The 19,036-nt window shown below is 66.9% G+C and carries 21 protein-coding genes; 12 read left to right on the plus strand and 9 right to left on the minus strand.

The genetic code is table 11. From position 1 onward, the window contains the following. Positions 1 to 28 precede the first annotated feature (28 nt). The 3 genes from EV650_RS15215 to EV650_RS15225 are packed head-to-tail and all read right to left on the minus strand — an operon-like array spanning position 29 to position 2,395. A complete protein-coding gene (locus EV650_RS15215) occupies positions 29 to 1,462 on the minus strand; it encodes a 3-hydroxyacyl-CoA dehydrogenase NAD-binding domain-containing protein (RefSeq protein ID WP_134119396.1) in 1,434 nt (477 codons plus the stop codon). Beyond that, positions 1,443 to 1,877: a VOC family protein gene (locus tag EV650_RS15220; protein WP_134119397.1), complete on the minus strand. Its 435-nt coding sequence runs from the start codon at positions 1,875 to 1,877 to the stop codon at positions 1,443 to 1,445. Before EV650_RS15220 ends, EV650_RS15215 begins: the two co-directional genes overlap by 20 nt. After that, positions 1,874 to 2,395, minus strand: coding sequence for a VOC family protein (locus EV650_RS15225; protein WP_134119398.1), 522 nt, complete (start codon positions 2,393 to 2,395; stop codon positions 1,874 to 1,876). The genes EV650_RS15220 and EV650_RS15225 overlap by 4 nt, the downstream gene beginning before the upstream one ends. Positions 2,396 to 2,530: 135 nt before the next feature. Between EV650_RS15225 and EV650_RS15230 the strand changes: the two genes are divergently transcribed. Continuing rightward, complete coding sequence (locus tag EV650_RS15230; protein WP_134119399.1) at positions 2,531 to 3,130, plus strand: PadR family transcriptional regulator; 600 nt, start codon at positions 2,531 to 2,533, stop codon at positions 3,128 to 3,130. Positions 3,131 to 3,135: 5 nt separating this feature from the next. Here EV650_RS15230 and EV650_RS15235 read toward each other — a convergent pair whose 3' ends face one another. Genes EV650_RS15235 through EV650_RS15245 form a run of 3 tightly spaced genes read right to left on the minus strand, consistent with a single transcriptional unit; the run spans position 3,136 to position 5,692 of the window. Continuing rightward, positions 3,136 to 4,323, minus strand: a complete 1,188-nt coding sequence (locus EV650_RS15235) for a CaiB/BaiF CoA transferase family protein (RefSeq protein WP_134119400.1) — start codon at positions 4,321 to 4,323, stop codon at positions 3,136 to 3,138. Continuing rightward, positions 4,320 to 4,694: an antibiotic biosynthesis monooxygenase family protein gene (locus tag EV650_RS15240; RefSeq protein ID WP_166678129.1), complete on the minus strand. Its 375-nt coding sequence runs from the start codon at positions 4,692 to 4,694 to the stop codon at positions 4,320 to 4,322. The genes EV650_RS15235 and EV650_RS15240 overlap by 4 nt, the downstream gene beginning before the upstream one ends. A gap of 17 nt (positions 4,695 to 4,711) precedes the next feature. Then, on the minus strand, positions 4,712 to 5,692 hold the full coding sequence (locus EV650_RS15245) for a cyclase family protein (protein ID WP_238174217.1): 981 nt from the start codon (positions 5,690 to 5,692) through the stop codon (positions 4,712 to 4,714). Positions 5,693 to 5,836: 144 nt separating this feature from the next. Here EV650_RS15245 and EV650_RS15250 point away from each other — a divergent pair, with 144 nt between their 5' ends. From EV650_RS15250 to EV650_RS15280, 7 genes are read left to right on the plus strand one after another with little or no spacing between them, the layout of a single operon-like run. After that, a complete protein-coding gene (locus EV650_RS15250) occupies positions 5,837 to 6,730 on the plus strand; it encodes a VOC family protein (RefSeq protein WP_134119403.1) in 894 nt (297 codons plus the stop codon). Next, positions 6,727 to 7,509 (plus strand): 2-keto-4-pentenoate hydratase, encoded by a 783-nt coding sequence (locus EV650_RS15255; RefSeq protein WP_134119404.1) that lies wholly within the window; start codon positions 6,727 to 6,729, stop codon positions 7,507 to 7,509. The genes EV650_RS15250 and EV650_RS15255 overlap by 4 nt, the downstream gene beginning before the upstream one ends. Further along, a complete protein-coding gene (locus EV650_RS15260) occupies positions 7,506 to 8,423 on the plus strand; it encodes an acetaldehyde dehydrogenase (acetylating) (protein WP_134119405.1) in 918 nt (305 codons plus the stop codon). Before EV650_RS15255 ends, EV650_RS15260 begins: the two co-directional genes overlap by 4 nt. Continuing rightward, positions 8,420 to 9,436 carry a 4-hydroxy-2-oxovalerate aldolase gene (gene dmpG, locus EV650_RS15265; protein WP_134119406.1) on the plus strand — a complete coding sequence of 339 codons (1,017 nt, stop codon included), beginning with the start codon at positions 8,420 to 8,422 and terminating at the stop codon, positions 9,434 to 9,436. Before EV650_RS15260 ends, dmpG begins: the two co-directional genes overlap by 4 nt. Next, positions 9,433 to 10,242, plus strand: coding sequence for a 2-keto-4-pentenoate hydratase (locus EV650_RS15270; RefSeq protein WP_134119407.1), 810 nt, complete (start codon positions 9,433 to 9,435; stop codon positions 10,240 to 10,242). The genes dmpG and EV650_RS15270 overlap by 4 nt, the downstream gene beginning before the upstream one ends. After that, positions 10,214 to 10,411, plus strand: a complete 198-nt coding sequence (locus tag EV650_RS15275; protein WP_134119408.1) for a tautomerase family protein — start codon at positions 10,214 to 10,216, stop codon at positions 10,409 to 10,411. The genes EV650_RS15270 and EV650_RS15275 overlap by 29 nt, the downstream gene beginning before the upstream one ends. Next, entirely contained in the window at positions 10,404 to 11,837 is a 1,434-nt protein-coding gene (locus tag EV650_RS15280) for an aldehyde dehydrogenase (protein ID WP_134119409.1), read from the plus strand. The genes EV650_RS15275 and EV650_RS15280 overlap by 8 nt, the downstream gene beginning before the upstream one ends. A gap of 69 nt (positions 11,838 to 11,906) precedes the next feature. Here the strand turns inward: EV650_RS15280 and EV650_RS15285 are convergent, their stop codons facing one another. Together EV650_RS15285 and EV650_RS15290 are read right to left on the minus strand one after the other, a co-directional pair. After that, positions 11,907 to 12,593, minus strand: a complete 687-nt coding sequence (locus EV650_RS15285) for a putative quinol monooxygenase (protein ID WP_134119410.1) — start codon at positions 12,591 to 12,593, stop codon at positions 11,907 to 11,909. Continuing rightward, positions 12,590 to 13,618, minus strand: coding sequence for a sugar ABC transporter substrate-binding protein (locus EV650_RS15290; protein ID WP_166678130.1), 1,029 nt, complete (start codon positions 13,616 to 13,618; stop codon positions 12,590 to 12,592). Before EV650_RS15290 ends, EV650_RS15285 begins: the two co-directional genes overlap by 4 nt. 299 nt (positions 13,619 to 13,917) lie before the next feature. Here EV650_RS15290 and EV650_RS15295 point away from each other — a divergent pair, with 299 nt between their 5' ends. Then, positions 13,918 to 14,373, plus strand: coding sequence for a nuclear transport factor 2 family protein (locus EV650_RS15295; protein WP_134119412.1), 456 nt, complete (start codon positions 13,918 to 13,920; stop codon positions 14,371 to 14,373). A gap of 27 nt (positions 14,374 to 14,400) precedes the next feature. After that, positions 14,401 to 15,336 (plus strand): 3,5-dioxohexanoate:acetyl-CoA acetone transferase, encoded by a 936-nt coding sequence (kce, locus tag EV650_RS15300; protein WP_134119413.1) that lies wholly within the window; start codon positions 14,401 to 14,403, stop codon positions 15,334 to 15,336. A 5-nt stretch (positions 15,337 to 15,341) separates the two neighbouring features. Here the strand turns inward: kce and EV650_RS15305 are convergent, their stop codons facing one another. Continuing rightward, positions 15,342 to 16,277 (minus strand): alpha/beta hydrolase, encoded by a 936-nt coding sequence (locus tag EV650_RS15305; RefSeq protein WP_166678131.1) that lies wholly within the window; start codon positions 16,275 to 16,277, stop codon positions 15,342 to 15,344. 168 nt (positions 16,278 to 16,445) lie between these two features. On the opposite strand from EV650_RS15305, the gene EV650_RS15310 reads away from it, so the two are divergent. Next, positions 16,446 to 18,017: a sugar ABC transporter ATP-binding protein gene (locus EV650_RS15310; RefSeq protein ID WP_134119415.1), complete on the plus strand. Its 1,572-nt coding sequence runs from the start codon at positions 16,446 to 16,448 to the stop codon at positions 18,015 to 18,017. A gap of 42 nt (positions 18,018 to 18,059) precedes the next feature. Beyond that, the gene (locus EV650_RS15315; protein WP_166678132.1) at positions 18,060 to 19,028 is read left to right on the plus strand and encodes an ABC transporter permease; all 969 of its coding nucleotides are present in this window, start codon (positions 18,060 to 18,062) and stop codon (positions 19,026 to 19,028) included. Positions 19,029 to 19,036: the final 8 nt, after the last annotated feature.

A 19,036-nucleotide genomic window follows, 5' to 3' on the forward strand; every position in this document is an offset into this window, starting at 1 on the left:
ATACCGTGACATACCTGTATGTCGATGTCTATAGCAGTTCACCCGACAGCGCCCACCGCCGGAGCAGGGGTGTGGCCCGGTAGCGCGGATCGTGATACCAGCTCCACAGGTTGTCCAGTACGGCGAGCACCAGGCCCGCTCCGTACCGCTCACCCCAAGCCAGCGGTCCGAGCGGATAGCCCGTCCCCAGTACCATCGCCAGGTCGATGTCCGGCGAGGACGCGACGGCCTGCAGCAGCGCGTCCGCAGCCTGGTTCACCAGCATCGCGACGGTACGGGCGACGACCAGCCCCGGCGTGTCCTCGACCAGGCTCACCGCGAGCCCGCCCGACTGCAGCAACCCGACCGCCTCGGCCAGCTGCGTTTCACTGCAGTCATCCGACCGCGCGATGGCGATCCGGGTCGTCGTCTGGTCGTCGAAGGCGCGATCCAGCACGATCACCGGCTGGGTCAGACGCGCCGCGAGCACGCCGGCGGGCGTACCGTCGGTGCGGACGAGCACGGCACCAGAGGGCAGCTCCACCCGATCGCCTTCAGCGGGCTCGATCGGTACGCTGCAGCGGTCGAGGAGCGTTTCGAGCTCGGGCGGCCGCGCCGACAGGAACGCTGGCGGCTCGCGCGGCGGCTCGGTCACCGGCGGCGGGACAAGAGGGCGCCTGTCCTCGTAGCGGAAGACCCCCCGGCCGGTCTTGCGGCCCAGGCGCCCGGCATCGACGAGCTCCTGCTGCAATGACGAGGGGGCGTAGCGTGGGTCATAGCCGAACGCCATCCACACCGACCGCGTGACCGCCTGGTTCACGTCATGCCCGATGAGGTCCATCAAGGCGAACGGGCCTAGCCGGAAGCCGCCGGCCTCAGTCAGGATCGCGTCGACGGTGGCCGCGTCCGCGACCTGCTCCTCCAGCAAGCGCAGCGCCTCGCCGTAGAACGGGCGGGCGATCCGGTTGACGATGAAGCCCGGTGTCGCGCTCGCCGTCACGGGTTTCTTGCCCCAGGCAACGGCAAGCTCGCGCACCGTCCCCACAACCTCCGGTGCGGTCTGCGCCGCCGCGACCACTTCGACGAGCTGCATCCGTTCAGGGGGATTGAAGAAGTGCATCCCGACGAAGCGCTCCGGTCCTGGCAGGCCGGCCGCGATCGCAGTCGGAGACAGTGCGGAGGTATTGGTGGCCAGGACGCACGATGGCGCGACGACCGTGCTCAGCTCGGCGAACAGGTCACGCTTGACCTGGAGGTCCTCGACCACGGCCTCGATGACGATCTCGCAGTCGTGAAGGTGGGCCAGGCGGGTCACGGCCCGGATGTCCGGATGCGTGACCGCGCCGGCAGCTGCGCCCGGGACGGAGTCATAGATGCATACCGGATGACCGGCGTCGGCGGCGACGCGCGCGATCCCCGATCCCATCGTGCCGGCGCCGACAACCCCGACGCGCCGCGGGGTGCTACCGGTCGGCGCCGACATCACCGATGCCGTGGTATCCGCCGTGGACGTCGTAGGCGAGTTCCCACCAGTTGCCGTCGAGATCACGCAGCCTGAAGAAGTAGCGGTCGCCGCTCGACGCCAGCTCGGTGATCTCCTGTACGCCGTACTCGGTGGCAACGGTCTCGAGCGCGAGGTGCGCGCGGTCGATCTCCTCACGTGTCCCGAACAGCAGTGTGTTGCGGTAGTGGATCGGCATCGCCTTCGTGGCATTGGGCGCGTGCACGGCCGCGTACATGTAGCCGTCACCGGTATCGATGTGGATCGAGACCGGCACATACTGATGGACAGTCAGCCCGAGCACCTCTTCATAGAAGCGCCGCGTGGCGTGCAGGTCGGTGGACTCCAGCGTGCCGTGCGAGAGCATCGCCGCGTTCACACGACCGGTCGAGCTCATCTGTCCGCCTCACTCGCCTCGTCGCGGGCACGGCGCGCCTGGAACCACTCCCGCACCTGGTCCGCCGTCAGCTGCGGACCGCCGGACAGATCCTGACGCTCGCTCGTGCGCTCGTGGTAGAACTCCCACCAGTTGCCGTCACGGTCCTGCAGGAAGAACGCATACGACCCGTGCTGCCACATCGGCTTGGTCACCACCTGTACGCCGTAGCGATCCTTGACCGTCACGATCTTCGCGTGCGCGTCGTCGACCGATTCACCGGGATCGAGGTACCACCCGTTGTGGTTCAACAGCACCATCTCGGCGTACTCCTCGGTCTGCTCCTCGACCAAGTACGTGTGCTTCCCGCCCAGTCGCAGCACGAGCCGTCCGGGAGAGTGCACGGCGACTTCCGCTCCGAACACATCCTCGTAGAAGTTCCGCGAGGCGGTGAGATCGCGCGACGGGATCGTCCCGTTCGCCATCACCGTCGGTCTCAACAGCGGCGGTTTCGTCGAACGCTGCGTGATCATGCTCATCGCGCGAGACCTCCCTGACGATCGGTGGGGCAGTGGCGGACGCTCTGAGTCAATCAGGTGTCGCCATACCTGTCAATAGAGACAGGTATGGCCTACTCTGGAACTTCATCGTCGGCGAGAGGGAGTGAGACGGTCATGTCGCTGGCCCATGCGATCCTGGGAGTCGTCGAAGCGCGGCCGATGAACGGCTACGAGCTCGCGCGGTTCTTCGACGCGCATGCCGGCTGGGTGTGGAGCGCGCCCCGCAGCCAGATCTATCCGCAACTGCGCAACATGGAGGACGCCGGGCTGATCACCGCGGAGAGACAGGTGCGCGGCGAGCGACTGGAACGCCGCGTGTACTCGATCACGGCGGCCGGAGCGGCGGAGTTACGCGAGTGGGTGTCGACGCCGTTCGACACCCGGAGCAAACGCGATGCCCTGCTGCTGCAGGCGTTGTACTTCGACGTTGTCGATCCCACAGTCGCCGTCGCGGTGCTGCGCAATGTCATCGATGAGCAGGCGGCGATCGCACGGAGCTGGGCCAGTCATGCCGACCAGCTACGCCGCCACAACACGCCACTGCTGAAGGAACGCCTGAAACGCAGACCACCCACCGAACACGAACGCATCGCCCGGATCAAAGCACACGTCTTCGACGCCGGCACGGCGCTCGCGCAGGCGCGCATCGCATGGGCGGAGGAGGGCATCCGAATCCTGACGGCTGGCCCGGACGACGCGATCGCCGCCGAGTGAGCCGGTCATTCTGGAGCACCACCGACAGCGCCGGTTCTTCTCAGGCGATCGAGCTCGTCATTGGCGATACCCAGACCGGCCAGCACGCACTCGGTGTCCGCACCAAGCACCGGAGCGGTCTGCAGCCGCGCTCTCCCCTGCTGATAGCGCCATGGTGAGGCGACTACCTGAACTCCACTGTCGAGCGCTCTGATGCCGCCGCGGGCTATTACCTGCGGATCCGTGACGACCGCCGACAGCCTGGCGATCGTTGCCGCCGGCACCTGCGCGCCTGCGAACCGCTCGAGCCAGTCCTTGGCGGGAGCGGTGGCCAGCCGGGCCGCGATCGCTTCGAGCAGCAGGGGCCGAACCACCCGACGGCGCGCGTTCGTCGCCGCATCGCGCGCCTCGCCGGGCAGATCCAGGACAGCGCACATGCGCTGCCAGATCACGTCGCTGCCGACCGCGAGCACGATCGGCTCGTCGGCGGTGGCGAATGGCTGGTAGATGGCGAGCACGGAGTCCGTCCCGCCGGACGGTGCCGGCTCTGGCTCACCTGCGAGGTAGCTCGCGATCCGGGGAGCCATGAGTGCGAGATCCGTGTCGAGCAGAGACACGTCCACGATCTCACCCTGACCAGTCCGCTCGGCACGTCTCAGCGCCGCCGTCGCCGCCAGGGCCACGACGAGCCCGCTGACGATGTCGCTGAGCGCGGTCGACACACGTTGCGGCATACCATCCAGCGCACCGGTTACGCTCATCAGCCCGGACCGTGCTTGGGCGATCAGGTCGTAGCCCGGCAGTCCCGTATCGGGCCCGGTCAGGCCGAAGCCGGACAACGCGCAGTACACCAGACCAGGATGCCGATCCAGCACGGCGGCCGGCTCGAGACCGATCCGGGTCAGCTTGGCCGGATTGAGATTCTCGACGAACACGTGCGCCGACTCGATCAACCGTTCCAGTACGACTCGCGCGTCAGCATGCTTCAGGTCGAGTACCACTGACTTCTTGTTGCGGTTCGCCGAGTGAAACCATGCCGAGTCCTGGCCCAGAAACGGCGGACCCCAGCCGCGGGCGTCATCGCCGCCGGGCCGCTCGACCTTGATCACCTCTGCACCCAGATCCGCCAGGTACATCGTCGCCGTTGGTCCGGCGTACGACGTCGACATGTCGACGACACGGATCCCCGTCAGCGGAAGGGATTCATCGCTCATCTGCCGGCCTGGTCGCCGTCGAGCGCAATCGGCTGGACCAGATGCGGGTAGCACCTGCTCGGCGGAAACGCGGCGATGAGCGCACGGAACCTGTCCGAGTCACCCGCCGCCATCAGCGATGCCGCGCTCTGCCATGACGCGAGGTTGAAGAAGACCTTGCTGCCACCGATACCGCGATAGAGCTCCGCACCGAGATACCCGGGCTGTCTGCTCAGATAGCTCACCTCGGCCCTCCAGGCTGCGACGAACGCATCCTCGTCCCCGGCGACCACGTGGTAGCGGTTCGTCGACACCACCGGTCCCTGGATGGGTGCGGCAAGCTGCGCCACGAGCGGAAGCTCGGGTTCGACGTCGACACGAGTGAGACCCATAAGCGTGGTTCCTTTCGCTAAAAGACGGCCAGTGGATTGGCGGGGCTGCCGGTTCCGCCGGTGAGCCGGAGCGGTGCGAGGGTGAACAAGAACTCCCATCTCCGCATTCGTTCCGCTGTGGAGGCGGCCGCTTCGAGGTCGAGGTTGTCGACCAGCCACAGGCCCATCGTGACGATGCCGATCACATGCACCGGCATCGACAACGCCGGGTAATCGCAAGGCAGGACGTCGACGCCGGCGTCGCATCCGATCAGCGCTGCGCCGCGTTCGTGCAACCAGGGCAGCGCCGCCGGATGCCAACCCGGCTGCCCGTGGACGTTCGGATCCTGCGGGCCGAGTCGCGCGCGGGACAGACCGTGGCCGGTGCGCAGCAGCACCGCGTCACCTTCGCGGACCTGGACCCCCTGGCGCGACTCGGCCAGTTCCAGGTCGACCGGCGTCACACCGGTACCGGGCTCGAGCCATTCGACGCCACGCGCGGCAGCGACGTCGAGCAGTACGCCGCGGGTCACGATGCCGTCGCCGGCCGCGGTGACCGCGTGGCTGCTCGCCCCGAAGAGTGAGTTGACCAGTTCCGGCGGCTTGCCGTTGTACATCCGCCGGTCCCAGAACACATGCGACAACGCGTCGACATGCGTCACGTTGAAGCCATGGAACACCATCCCGATGTACTCCGACGCGCCGTGGACGCGAGCGCTGTCACTCTCACGGCCCGCCGGGTGCTGACGGACGCGATGCTCATCAGCCAGCCCCTCGCCCGTGAACAACATGTACCGCTGCGGTGGTGCGAACGCGTCACCGGGCTCGGCCACAGGCGCGAGCTCACGCGCCAGCGACACGGTCGCGCCGTGCCGGACGAGCGAGGCGGCCTTCCGTCTGACCGCCGGGGTGATGAGGTTCAATGTGCCGAGCTGATCCTCCGGCCCCCAGCGTCCCCAGTTGGACAGGGACTCGACGTACCCGAGCACCTCGGCCTCGGTCGGCGATCGACCTGTCACCGGCTCCTCCATTCGCAGTCCAATAGATACCTGTCTGTGTATACAGCTATGCCATGGCCTATAGCTCCTGTCAACCACTGGACGAGTATCTAGATACCTGTATGCTGTGATCTGTCTCTTGGCTCTCCGAAGGAGGATCAGGCCGTGATCAATCTGCGCGACATCGCCTATGTGCGCTCCGGCACCGCCGACTTGGAGGCGGCCGTCCGCTTCGCGGTCGACATTGTCGGCCTGCAGGAACAGGAGCGCGACGATGGTGCGGCATACCTGCGAGCCGATCACCGGCACCATTGTCTGGCCTTTGTCGAGGGAGAGTCCGGTGTCCTCGCCTCCGCCTTCAGTCTCGGCGACGAGAACGAGCTGGCGGACGCCGAGCGACAGCTCGAGGCCGCTGGAGTGCCAGTCGCGCGGGGTACATCACAGCAGGCCCGGGCGCGCCGGGTTCGCGATCTCCTCGCCTTCGACGACCCGTTCGGCAACCGGTTCGAGCTGGTGGTCGACCAGGCGCGGGATGCCCGTCCGGTCGCCTTCGGCCGGTCGGCCGGAATAACCGAATTCGGGCACCTGTGCGTGGACGCTCCCGATGTTCGGGAGGCATACCGCTTCTGGTCTGGATTGTTCAACGTGCGCATCTCGGACTGGATCGGCGACTGGGCGGCGTTGCTGCGCATCGACCAGGTGCATCACAAGCTCGCCGTGTTCCGCGGTGGGTCGCCCGGGCTGTGCCACATCAACTTCCAGGTCACCTCGCTCGACGACGTCATGCGCAGCTGGCACTTCCTCGAGGAGAACGGGGTGGAGATCCAGCAAGGCCCCGGCCGGCACCCGCAGTCCACCGCCGTCTTCCTGTACTTCAAGGGGCCCGAAGGGCTCACCTACGAGTACTCCTACGGCGTCCAGCTGATCGAGGACGAGGCGAGTTGGCAGCCGCGCTGGTTCGATCCGATGCATCCGGCCTCGATCGACATGTGGTGCGGGACGAGCAAACGGGTGTCGACCCAACCGCAGGTTCGCCGGCCCTTGGGAGCGGACCGATGAGTACGCTCGACGACCTGGCCGAAGGTTTGCTGCAGGCCGTCCGGCTGCATTCACCGATCCCCCCGATCTCCGCGCGCGCCGCGCTGACCATCGACGACGCGTATGCGATCCAGCTCCTCCAAGTGGATGCCTGGGTGCGCGACGGCCGGCGAGTCGCTGGTCACAAGGTCGGATTGACTAGTACGGCGATGCGCCGCCAACTCGGAGTGGCGCAGCCGGACTTCGGCCACCTCACCGAAGACATGTTCTTCGCCGAGAACACCGCGATCCGAGCCGAGCGCTTCCTGCAACCGCGAATCGAACCGGAGATCGCGTTCGTGCTGAGCCGGCCGCTGCGCGGACCAGGGGTGAACGTCGCCACCGCGATCGCCGCCGTCGACTTCATCCTGCCTGCTCTGGAGATCATCGACTCGCGCATCGCCGAGTGGGAGATCGGGATCATCGACACGATCGCCGACAACGCATCGTCGGGCGGAGTCGTTCTCGGCAGCCCGCCTGTGCGGCCGGACCAGGTCGACCTGCGGCTGGCGGGATGTGTGCTGCATCGAAACGGTGAGGTGGTCGCGACGGGAGCCGGCGGCGCCGTGCTCGGATCTCCGGTCAACGCCTTGGCCTGGCTGGCGAACGTCCTCGGCGAGCGAGGCGTCGGGCTCGAGCCCGGCCAGGTCGTCTTGCCCGGTTCGATGACGGCCGCGGTTCCGTTCGACGCGGGCGACGTCGTCACATCCGTCGTGGCGGGGCTGGGCAGCGTGACCGCACGGCTGGGAGAGTCCGCATGACGACGACCGCGGCGATCGTTGGGTCGGGCAACATCGGAACCGACTTGATGTTCAAACTACTGCGGCACAGCGAGGTGATCGAGCCTCGGTTCATGATCGGTGTCGATCCGCGCTCGGATGGGCTGGCCCGCGCCGTACGGCGTGGTCTGGTGGCCAGCGCCGAGGGTGTCGACTGGCTGTTGCGCCAGGATCCATTGCCGGACATCGTGTTCGAGGCGACCAGCGCCCAGGCGCACCTGGCGAACGCGCCGCGCTATGCCGAGGCCGGCATCACGGCGGTCGACCTGACGCCCGCCGCCGTCGGTCCATATGTCTGCCCGCCGGTGAACCTCGACGCCAACCTCGACGCCGCGAACGTCAACCTGATCACGTGCGGCGGCCAGGCCACCGTACCGATGGTGGCGGCGGTGTCCCGGATCGTTCCGGTCGAGTACGCGGAGATCGTGGCCTCCATCGCCTCGAAGTCGGCGGGCCCGGGCACGCGGGCGAACATCGATGAGTTCACCGAGACGACCGCCGCCGCATTGACCGCGGTCGGTGGCGCTCGGCGCGGCAAGGCGATCATCGTTCTCAATCCGGTCGAACCGCCGATGATCATGCGCAACACCGTGCTCTGCTCGGTACCCACCGACGCGGTGGAGCCGGGTGAGCTGCGGGACGCGGTGGTGGAGTCGATCCACTCGATGGTCGAGCGGGTCCGCGCCTACGTGCCTGGTTACTCATTGAGGGCGGATCCGCAGTTCGACCCACCGCGCGAGACCTGGCGCGGCATGGCGAGGGTGGCGATTTTCCTGGAAGTGCGCGGACGGGGCGACTATCTGCCGGACTATGCCGGCAACCTCGACATCATCACTGCGGCCGCAATGCGGGTCGGCGAGACCATCGCAGCGCGCCGGAAGTCGGACGTGGCATGACGGTGCGCATCACGGACTCGACCCTTCGCGACGGTAGCCACGCGATGCGCCACCAGTTCACCGAGGCGCAGGTGCGCGGCATCGTGTCCGCCCTTGACTCGGCCGGCGTGCCGGTGATCGAGGTCGCCCACGGTGACGGGCTGGGCGGGTCGTCGTTCAACTACGGGTTCTCCGGTACCGACGAGTTCGCGCTGATCGCGGCCGCGGTGTCGGAAACCAAGCAGGCACGCATCGCGGTTCTGCTGTTGCCCGGCGTCGGCACGATTCACGACCTCGAGCACGCGCACGACCGCGGCGCGCAGGTCGCGCGGATCGCCACGCACTGCACCGAGGCCGACGTGTCCGTTCAGCATTTCGCCGCAGCACGACGGCTCGGCATGGAGACCGTCGGCTTCCTGATGCTCTCCCACCGGATCGGCCCGGCCGACCTCGCCCAGCAGGCCCGGATCATGGTCGATGCCGGGGCACAGTGCGTGTATGTCGTCGACTCCGCGGGCGCGATGGTGCTCGGCGACGCGCAGGCCCGGGTCAAGGCGGTGCACGCCGAGATCGGCGCGCAAGCGCAGGTCGGGTTTCATGGCCACCAGAACCTTTCGCTGGGTGTCGCCAACTCGGTGCTCGCAGCGCAGAACGGCGCGACCCAGATCGACGGAACGCTCTGCGCACTCGGAGCGGGCGCCGGCAACGCGCCGACCGAGGTCGTCGCGGCCACCTTCGATCGACTCGGAATCGATACGCAGATCGACGTACCACGCGTGCTGCAGGCCGCCGAGGAGATCGTCAAGCCGATGCTGCCGCGGCTGCCGTGGATGGACCGTGCCGCCATCACGCAGGGATACGCGGGTGTCTACTCATCCTTTCTGCTGCACGCCGAGGCGGCCGAGGAACGGTACGGCGTACCCGCGCACGAGATCCTGCAACGCGTCGGCGAGCTCGGCTACGTCGGCGGCCAGGAGGACATGATCATCGACGTCGCACTGTCGCTGGTGCGCCAACGCGAGGAGACCCGATGAAGTGGGACGTGGACCGTGCCGCGACCGTACTGCTCGACTGCGAGGCGACCCGCACCGATCGCCCGCCGATCACCGACGAGTGGCCGGAGCTGGACCAGGACACCGCTTACGCCGTACAAGATGAGACGCTGCGCCGCCGGCTGGCCCGCGGCGAGCGGCTGATCGGCGTCAAGCTCGGTCTGACCTCACGCGCCAAGCAGTTGCGGATGAACGTCGCGTCTCCGCTGGTTGCCTGGCTCACCGACGCGATGCTGTCGCCGGCCGGCGTCCCGGTGCCGCAGGACAGACTCATTCATCCCAGAGTGGAGCCGGAGCTCGTCTTCGTGATGCGCGAACGCCTCACCGGTCCCGGGGTGAGCGCCGCGCAGGCGCTTGCCGCGGTCGACCGGGTGTACGCCGGGGCCGAGATCATCGACTCGCGTTACCGCGACTTCCGCTTCACTCTGCCCGACGTCGTCGCCGACAACGCCTCCGCCGGCGCGTTCGTGCTCGGACCGGTGGGGCTGTCCCCCGAGCGGCTCGATCTCACCCTGGAGGCCGTGCTCGTAGAGGTCGACGGCGAGGTAGTCGATTCCGCCACCGGTGCCGCGGTGCAGGGTCATCCGGCGGAAGCACTCGCACTCGCCGCCAACGACCTGGCCCGCCGCGGCCACGCCATCGAGGCAGGACAACTCGTCCTCACCGGCGGGATGACCGACGCGGTCCCCGCGCCGCCAGGAGCCCGGGTCGCTTTCCACTTCACCAACCTCGGATCCATTCAGCTCGCAGGGGGCCAGCATGCCGCTCGTTCAGATCGCACTTCGTGAAGGACGCTCTCCGGTGCAGCTCCGCGCGCTGATCAGCGCGGTCACCGCTGCGGTCGGCGACAGTCTCTCCGCGCCCCAGGAGTCGGTGCGCGTGATCCTCACGGAGATACCGCCGACCCACTGGGCCGCCGGCGACGTCACGCTCGCGGAGAGGGGCACTCGTGCCTGACTACGGCCACGTGATCGATGGCGTCGAGGTCGAATCCCGCACTGGCGCGACATTTGCCAGCATCGACCCGTGGACGCAAGAACCATGGACCCAGGTGGCACTTGGGGATGCGACCGACGCAGCCCGCGCCGTCGCCGCCGCCCGGCGCGCGTTCGACGACGGCCCGTGGCCGCGTCTGTCGTACGCCGAGCGAGGCGCGATCCTGCACCGGCTCGCGGATCTGATCGAGGATCATGCCGGCGAGCTCGCCCACGCCGACACCCGGGACATGGGCAAGCCCGTCGCCCAAAGCCGCGGCAACGACGTTCCTCGTGCGGCGCACAACTTCCGGTTCTTCGCCGATCACGCCCGGCTCGCCACAGCTGCTGCGCTTCCGATGGACGACCGTCACCACGTCTACACCCGGTTCGAACCGGCGGGCGTGGTGGCGGCGATCGCGCCGTGGAATTTCCCCTTGATGCTGGAGTCGTGGAAGATTGCGCCGGCGCTGGCCTGGGGCAACACCGTCGTCCTCAAACCTGCCGAGGACACACCCATCTCCGCGACTCTGCTCGCCCGGCTGGCGAGCGACGCGGGTCTTCCGCCCGGTGTGCTCAACGTCGTACACGGCTACGGACCAGATTCGGCCGGCCAAGCGCTGACCCAGCACCCCTGTGTCAACCGCATCACCTTCACGGGAGAGTCGGCCACCGGCCGGACGATCGCCCGCGCCGCCGCGCCGAACCTGACCCCACTGAGCCTCGAGCTGGGTGGCAAAGGCGCCAATCTCGTCTTCGCCGACGCCGATCTCGGCAACGCGGTCGACTGGTCCGTCCGTGCCGCCTTCACCAACGCCGGGCAGATCTGCCTCGCCGGTTCGCGCCTTTTCGTCCAGCAGGAGGTCTTCGACGAGTTTCTCGACCGCTTCGTCGTCGCAGCGGAGACCTTGGTCATCGGCGACCCGAAGGATCCGGCGACCCAGTTCGGTCCACTGGCGTCGCGGGCACATCACCGCAAGGTGTTCTCGTACCTGAACAGTATCGAGGGCGAGGGCGGCACGATCCGGACCGGCGGCCCCGGTGACGGCTGGATCGTGCGGCCGACCATCATTACCGGGCTGCGGCCGGACGCCCGCCATTCTCGCGAGGAGATCTTCGGGCCGCTGGTCACCGTCATCCCATTCAGCACCGAAGAAGAGGCAGTGGCGCTCGCGAACGACACCCACTTCGGCCTCAACGCCATGCTCTTCACCGACGACCTCAGCCGCGCCCACCGCATTGCCGCACGTCTCGACGCCGGCACGGTCTGGGTGAACTGTTTCTTCGTCCGGGACCTACGCGCTCCCTTCGGCGGCGTCGGCGACTCGGGGATCGGTCGCGAAGGCGGAAACTACAGCCGTGACTTCTTCACCGAACCCAAGGCCGTCGTCATCCAGCTGACGTCCTGAACCGATGACGTCAGGTGTCCCTCCACGAGGCGTGATATCCGCATCCCCTCCCGGAGGAACACACGATCATCAGTCGCCGCCGAACCACCGCACAGGTTCGCCACACCGGCGCTGGAGTTGCGGCGTGAGTCGCCAGTTCTTCGGCCGGCCGGCCAGCACACTCGACAGCGTCGGTCCGCCGGTCAGCACCTCCGACTCCCGCAGCGTCTTGTGCTGCGGACTGGCTGCATGGATCCGGAAGGCCGTGTCGTCGGCGTAGACCTCGTGCATCCAGATCACATCCGGCTCGTCGAGCGACTCGTAGACCGTGAAGATCTCCGTCCCTGGTTCGTCGTCAGCCACCAGCATGAACGGCTCCAGCGCCTCGAGTGCCCGATCTCGCTGCCCGGGCAGAGCGGTGAGCCTGGCCAGGATGACGACCGAGCCGGCATGCACCGGTCCGTCGAGGTTGCGGCCGGGGTACGTCTCGCGAACCGGCCGCAGCCCCTCCTGCGTCGGTACCGCGGCCAGCATCCGGGTGATGTCATCATCGCCGAACTCCCGGACATCGTCGCTCGGGAGTCCGTGAACTTCGTGCAACCACAGGGAATTCGGGTCATCTCGGTCGAGGTAGACCGTTACGACGTCCATACTCCGCACGTCGTCGGTCGCGGCCAAGGAGCCGAGTCCCGCCAGTACATCGTCGAGATGCTCAGGCCGTACCGGCAGCCGAGTCAGCCAGCAGCGGGCCGTGCGCAAGGCATCCGAGCTGGTCACGAGGCCGGCCCCCACAGCTTTTTCAGCTGTTCCTGGTAGCCGGCCGGGAAGTCGGGCAGCACGTTCGGGTCGAATTCGAGGTTGGTCTTGTTCACCAGCCAGACTGGATCCGCCTCGGCGTTGTGGATGCTCGCGTTGCCGCCGGTGAGGTGACGCGCGATGGTGTCGATCGCGATCCAGCCGTAGTACCCGCTGGGCGACTGCACGTAGAACAGATCCTTGCCGTCCTTCACCGCCTGGTTCTGCGCCGGCGTGGGCGCGTAGCCGGTGATCTCCACCTTGGTGAGTCCGGCGGCGTCGAGGGCCTGCCGCAGACCGCCTTCGACCGCGCCGGCTACGACGTGGACGTAATTCGTCTCCGGATGCCGCTGGATGAACGAGACGACCGACTTCGCCGCCTGACCGCTGAGCAGATCTGCCACGGGCACATCGATGCTGTCCGCGGAACAGGAGGGGCACACACCCTTGATAGCCGCGAGGGTGGCATCGGAATAGCCTTGGATGGCGGGGATCCCGGAGGTCGTCACCACACCGACATGCGCCGTCGCGCCGGCCGTCGCCGCGTCCGCGACGATGCCGAGCGCGATCACCTTGGCCGTCTGCGCGGCGTTCGACGGCGTGTTGCCCACCTGGTCGAAACCCGGCGTCCCCGGCGAATCGGTACCTTGGGTCTGAACGATCTCGACGCCTTTGGTCTTGGCGGCGTCCAGGCCGCTCATGATCGAAGCCTTCGGACGCCCGGTCATGATCACCCCGTCGGCTCCGCTGCCCACCGCGGTGAGCAGTGCGGAATTCGCTGACGCTGGATTCGATCCATTGAATGTCAGGGGGTGGTAAGTCCAGCCAAGCGCGTCACAGGCCGCCTTGATCGCCGACCCGATGATCGCGGCCGTACCGCTGCCCGTGCTGACGTAGTAGATGTTCTTGCCCTTGGGTGGCGCCTCTGTGAGCGACGGCCAGGCCGGCAGCTTGCTGGGCTGCACCAGGTAGGGGGCCAACTGCGCCTCGACGGCAGCGGAGTCCACACCCCCTCCGTTTCCCGGAGCCGGCGACCCGCCCGCCTGCGAACACGCTGCTACCACCACGGCACCTGTCACGGCGAGTAAACCCCACCATCTGCGATGTGACATCGTCCGATCCTTTGTTCGCCGACAAACAGAGATGCATAAACCTGTCTATCGATACCGATATTGGGCGTACCGTAAGCCCGCCGCCCTGTGCCGTCAAGGAGTCAGTGACCCCATCGACCATATAGACATATAGATACCTGTATGCAAGTATCTGTCGTACAAACGGCTGCAAGTATTCGTCAGCGAGGAGGACGATGTCTGTGACACCGACGGAGCGTGAGCTGCTGACCGAGCTTCGTGATCGGGACGAGATCTCACGACTGATCCTGACTTACGCGCACGGACTCGACACGGGCGACTGGGACACCGTTCGCGGCTGCTTCACCGACGACGCGGTCATCGAGGGATCGGTCGACACACTCCCTATCGATGACGTGCTGGCCCGCAGCAATCGGCTGACCGGCACCTACGCCGCGAACATGCACGTGGTCGGCAACCAGATGATCGACCTGGACGGCGACATCGCGTGGGTCCACAGCTACGTCGTCGCGTACCACTGGAAGGCCACCCCGGCTGGCACCGACGATCCAGACAACCTGATCGCGGGCGGCCGCTACCACGACACCGTCCGGCGAACCGAGAGCGGTTGGCGGATCTCCCACCGGCAAGTGAGCCGCGACTGGAATGTGGGCCGTCAACCCACCATGTGACCTGTCTACAACTCGAGGAGGTCTGCCGTGAAGAAGGCATCCAAAGTTATCATCTCGTGCGCAGTGACTGGAGCCGTGCACACCCCGACGATGTCGGACGCACTGCCGATCACCCCGGCGGAAATCAGCGAGCAATCCATCGCGGCCGCCGAGGCCGGAGCGGCGATCCTGCATCTGCACGCCCGCGACCCGGAGACCGGCTACCCATCGCCGGCCCCGGACCGGTTCTACGAGTTCCTGCCGGCCATCAAGGCCGGAACAGACGCGGTCGTCAACATCACCACTGGCGGAAGCACGCGCATGACCGTCCAGGAGCGCCTCGCCGCCGCGCTGCGTGCACAGCCTGAGCTGGCGACCATGAACATGGGGTCGATGAACTTCGTCTTCTCCGGCGCGGCACGCCACTACGACACCTGGAAATTTCCCTGGGAGCGCGACTATCTGCTGGGGTCGGAGGACTCAATCTTCGCCAACACCTTCACCCAGATCGAGTACTCCTTCCGCGAGCTCGGCGACGCCAGAGGTACCAGGTTCGAGTTCGAGTGCTACGACATCGGGCATCTCTACACGCTCGCGCACTTCGCCGACCGCGGCCTCGCCAAGCCGCCGTTCCTCGTGCAGTGCATTTTCGGGATCCTCGGCGGCATCGGAGCCGATCCGGCCAACCTCAGCCACATGATCACTGTCGCGGACAAACTGTTCGGCGACGACTACTACCTGTCCGCGTTCGCGGCCGGCCGACACCAGATGAGCTTCGCGATCCAGAGCACGCTGGCCGGAGGGCACGTTCGCGTCGGCCTCGAGGACAACCTCTACATCGCCAAAGGCGAGCTAGCCAAGAGCAACGCCGATCAGGTCGGCAAGGTCCGTCGTATCCTCACCGAGCTCGGGCTCGAGATCGCGACGCCTACCGATGCGCGCGCAATGCTCCAACTCAAGGGCGCCGGGAACGTCGCCTTCTGACCCGCCTACCCGAGGCTGTGATCGAGGAACTCCGCGATCCGCTCGTTGGCGCGCCTGGCCAGCCGTGTGGGCTGCCGCAGGAAACCGTGGATGCAGTCCGGGTAGATGGCTAGCTCGCCTCCACTTCCCGCAGCAGCCCAGCGCGCCGCCAGCAGGACATTGTCATCGAAGAGATGGTCGGCCGAGCCGACCGTGAACAGGGCGGGCGGAAGGTCGTGCAATGCAGCGAAGGCCGGGGAAATCTCCGGGATCCGGCGCTGCTCGTCGCTGCGTCCCGGCAGGAAGCAATCACCGATCAGACGCAAACCGTCCGGGTCGAGGATGTCAGGTACCTCCGAGACCCGCGCTCCAGACTGACCGGGGGTGCTCCGGCTCATGTCGTACCCGGCATAGACGAGGTTCGCACCAAGGAATCCGGTCATTCCCGCGTCGCGCAGTCGCAACAGCGCGAGCACGGACAGGTACGCACCGGCTGACTCACCGCCGATGAGCAATCGGGACGTGCCGAACACCGCGCCGGCATGGCTCACCAGCCATGCGGCCGCCGCGAAAGCATCGTCGACGGCGGCCGGATACGGATTCTCGGGCGCCAGACGATAGTCGAGTGACACCACGACGATAGACAGTCGTTCGGCTAGATCAGCATTGGCCTCGTCGCTCATCCGGGGCGACCCCGCGATCAGACCACCTCCATGTAGATGTAGGTACACACCACGTGGTGTGACGGTCGGACGGAACAGCCGGCCCGGAACGCTCGCGATCTCCGCGTCGGCGCCCGCGGAGACCACTGTCTCCCTGCTCGCGATCAATCTTCGCTGCCACGCGACCAACGCGTCGCGATCGTCGAACGGCGGGCTGATCGGCATCGATGCCGTAACCTTCGCCGCCATCTCCCGGGCCTCGGCCCGCAACGGTTCGTACTCACGCAACCACCACTGCATCTGCGGTCTCCTTTCCTTTATCCGCGACACATTTCGCGGTGATTGCTGGCCAGCAACGAGTCCTTGACGGCCGCGATTCGCCAAGCCTACAGTCATATCGATATCTGTACATAGTTATCTGTTTGTCGATCATTCGCCGAACCTGACAGCCCGGAAGGACAACCTGCCTTGGTTGAGAACACCGGCACGCTGGCGTCACGGACACTCGCGGGCGAGCCGAGCGGTGCGGCCGCCGGCCTCGAAGTTGCCGCCGTCTCCAAGAGGTTCGGCACTCATTTGGTTCTCGACGATCTCGACCTCACTGTCAGGCCGGGTGAGGTGCACGCGCTTGTCGGTCACAACGGGTCGGGCAAGTCGACGCTGGTCAAGATCCTCGCGGGTTTCCACCAGCCCGAGAGGGGCGCCCGAGGGCGGGTGAACGGATCCGGCTTCACGCTCGGCGACGTCCGGTCTGCAAGAACCGCAGGCCTTCGCTTCGTCCATCAGGACCTGGGCCTTGTCGAGACCATGAGTGCGCTCGACAATGTCACGCTGGGACATCCGTATCCGCACCGCCAGTTCGGCGCCATCGATTGGCCACGAGCGAGAAAGGAGGCCGGCGCGCTGCTGGCCTCACTCGGCTACGACATCGATCCGAGGACACCAGTCTGCGAACTGTCCCTCGCCGACCGCACCGGCATCGCGATCGCCCGCGCACTCCGAGGCAGTACGACGGGCGGACGGATCCTCGTCCTCGACGAGCCGACCGCGGCGCTTCCGGCGACTGGCGTGCACGAGCTCTTCGAGGTCGTCACCCGGCTCAGTGCGAGCGGCGCGGGCGTGCTGTACATCTCCCATCACCTTGACGAGGTCTTCACGATCGCAGACCGGGTCACGGTGCTCCGCGACGGCCGGCAGGTCGCCACGCGGCCCACGTCGGAGATCGATGAAAGTCAGCTCGTCGAACTCATGATCGGCCATGACGTCCGGCTGCATCGCCGGCACTCCCCCGCGCCCCGGGCTCGCCGGGCAGCGCTGCGGGTACAGGACCTCGGAGCGAGCCAGCTGAGCGGCATCGACTTCCAGATCAAGCCGGGCGAGATCGTCGGCGTGGCCGGAGTCGCCGGGTCTGGCCGTGACGAACTGGCCAGCGCCCTTTTCGGTACGGCACCTCGACGCGGCGAGGTCGTCCTGGACGGCAAGCCCTTGCCTGCCGGCCGACCGGATCTGTCCATCCGCCGCGGGCTTGGGCTGCTCGCCGCGGACCGTGCTGTCACCGGTCTGGTTCCGACGATGTCCGTGCGGCAGAACCTGACCCTGCCGAAGCTGCGATCGTCACGGCGCGGGCTGTTCCTCAGTCGCCGCACCGAGGAGCACGAGTCGGCGCGCTGGCTGGACCAGCTCGGCGTCAAACTCCGCCATTCGTCTCAGCCGATCACCGAGCTCAGCGGCGGCAACCAGCAGAAGGTTCTGCTGGGGCGGTGGTTGCGCGCCGGACCGGCCGTCCTGATCCTCGACGAGCCGACCCAAGGCGTCGATGTCGGCGCCATCGAGTCCATCTACACCGTGATCCGCGAGCATGCCGAACGTGGTACAGCGTACCTGGTCTGCTCGTCCGACGCCGATGAACTGATCTCATTGTGCGATCGAATCCTCGTCCTGCGCCGGGGCCGCATCGCAGCGGAGCTGTCCGGCGATGATCTGCGTCGCGATGTCGTCGACCGAGCGTGTCTGATCCAGCCCAAGAGCGAGGAGCCATAGCCGATGAGCGCAAGCACCGCCGAGCCCCTTAGCGATTCCCCCGTGCGTAGGCCGTCCAGCGGGTGCACGGTACTGCAATCGATCCTCCATCAGCGCTACGCCGGCTTCTGGGTACTGACCGCGGAGGTGATCGTCTTCGGGCTCGTGTCGCCGCACACCTTCCTGACCGGGTTGACCTTGCGCACGATCCTCAGCGACGGTGCTGTCACGAGCCTGCTTGCCCTCGGCATCATGTTCCCGTTGCTGACCGGTATCTTCGACCTGTCCATGGCCTGGGTTGCCGGTTTCGCCATGGTCATGGCGTCATACCTCAGCGCGAGTCACGGGCTGGGCACGGGAGCGATCTGTGTGCTCACACTTGGCGGCTCGACCGTATTCGGCATGATCTCGGCGCTGTTGGTCAGCAAGCTCCGGGTCAACAGTATGGTGACGACCCTGGGTGTCGGCACTATCGCCCTCGGACTGACCGGACTCATTGCCAACGGCAACACGATCACTCCCTCATTCACCTCGGGCTTCACCGAGTTCGGCCGCGGCGACCTCTTCGGCGTACCACTGGCGTTCATCTACGCGGTCTTCATCGCGGCCGCCATGTACTACGTGCTCGAGCACACCGCTCTCGGACGATGGCTGCAGGCCACGGGCGGAAACCCAGTCGCCGCCCGCCTCGCCGGCATCCGTGTCGTCCGCCTCCAGGTCGGGGTCCTGATCGTATCGGCTTTCATGAGCGGATTCGCCGGCCTCGTGCTCGCCACTGGGATCGGCGTGGCCACCGAGTCCACAGCCCCGGCGTTCCTGCTCCCGGGGATCGCCGCCGTCTTCCTCGGAGCGACCCAGATCAAGGAGCGAGCGAATCCCTGGGGCACCATGCTCGGCGTGGTCTTGCTCGGCACCGGCATCAAAGGCTTGCAACTACTCGGCGCCGCACCGTGGGTGAGCGACTTCTTCAACGGGGCCGTTCTCCTGATCGCGGTCGCGATCTCCGGCAAGGGTATCGATCGACTCCACTAGCGACTCCG

Origin of the sequence: Kribbella kalugense (assembly GCF_004365875.1) — a bacterium.
GTDB lineage: Bacteria > Actinomycetota > Actinomycetes > Propionibacteriales > Kribbellaceae > Kribbella > Kribbella kalugense.

Bases quoted from the DNA above. Each gene is read 5' to 3' on its own strand.
- EV650_RS15215 (WP_134119396.1), bottom strand. From the start codon at position 1,462: ATGTCGGCGCCGACCGGTAGCACCCCGCGGCGCGTCGGGGTTGTCGGC.
- EV650_RS15220 (WP_134119397.1), bottom strand. From the start codon at position 1,877: ATGAGCTCGACCGGTCGTGTGAACGCGGCGATGCTCTCGCACGGCACG.
- EV650_RS15225 (WP_134119398.1), bottom strand. From the start codon at position 2,395: ATGAGCATGATCACGCAGCGTTCGACGAAACCGCCGCTGTTGAGACCG.
- EV650_RS15230 (WP_134119399.1), top strand. From the start codon at position 2,531: ATGTCGCTGGCCCATGCGATCCTGGGAGTCGTCGAAGCGCGGCCGATG.
- EV650_RS15235 (WP_134119400.1), bottom strand. From the start codon at position 4,323: ATGAGCGATGAATCCCTTCCGCTGACGGGGATCCGTGTCGTCGACATG.
- EV650_RS15240 (WP_166678129.1), bottom strand. From the start codon at position 4,694: ATGGGTCTCACTCGTGTCGACGTCGAACCCGAGCTTCCGCTCGTGGCG.
- EV650_RS15255 (WP_134119404.1), top strand. From the start codon at position 6,727: ATGAGTACGCTCGACGACCTGGCCGAAGGTTTGCTGCAGGCCGTCCGG.
- EV650_RS15260 (WP_134119405.1), top strand. From the start codon at position 7,506: ATGACGACGACCGCGGCGATCGTTGGGTCGGGCAACATCGGAACCGAC.
- dmpG (WP_134119406.1), top strand. From the start codon at position 8,420: ATGACGGTGCGCATCACGGACTCGACCCTTCGCGACGGTAGCCACGCG.
- EV650_RS15270 (WP_134119407.1), top strand. From the start codon at position 9,433: ATGAAGTGGGACGTGGACCGTGCCGCGACCGTACTGCTCGACTGCGAG.
- EV650_RS15275 (WP_134119408.1), top strand. From the start codon at position 10,214: ATGCCGCTCGTTCAGATCGCACTTCGTGAAGGACGCTCTCCGGTGCAG.
- EV650_RS15295 (WP_134119412.1), top strand. From the start codon at position 13,918: ATGTCTGTGACACCGACGGAGCGTGAGCTGCTGACCGAGCTTCGTGAT.
- EV650_RS15305 (WP_166678131.1), bottom strand. From the start codon at position 16,277: ATGCAGTGGTGGTTGCGTGAGTACGAACCGTTGCGGGCCGAGGCCCGG.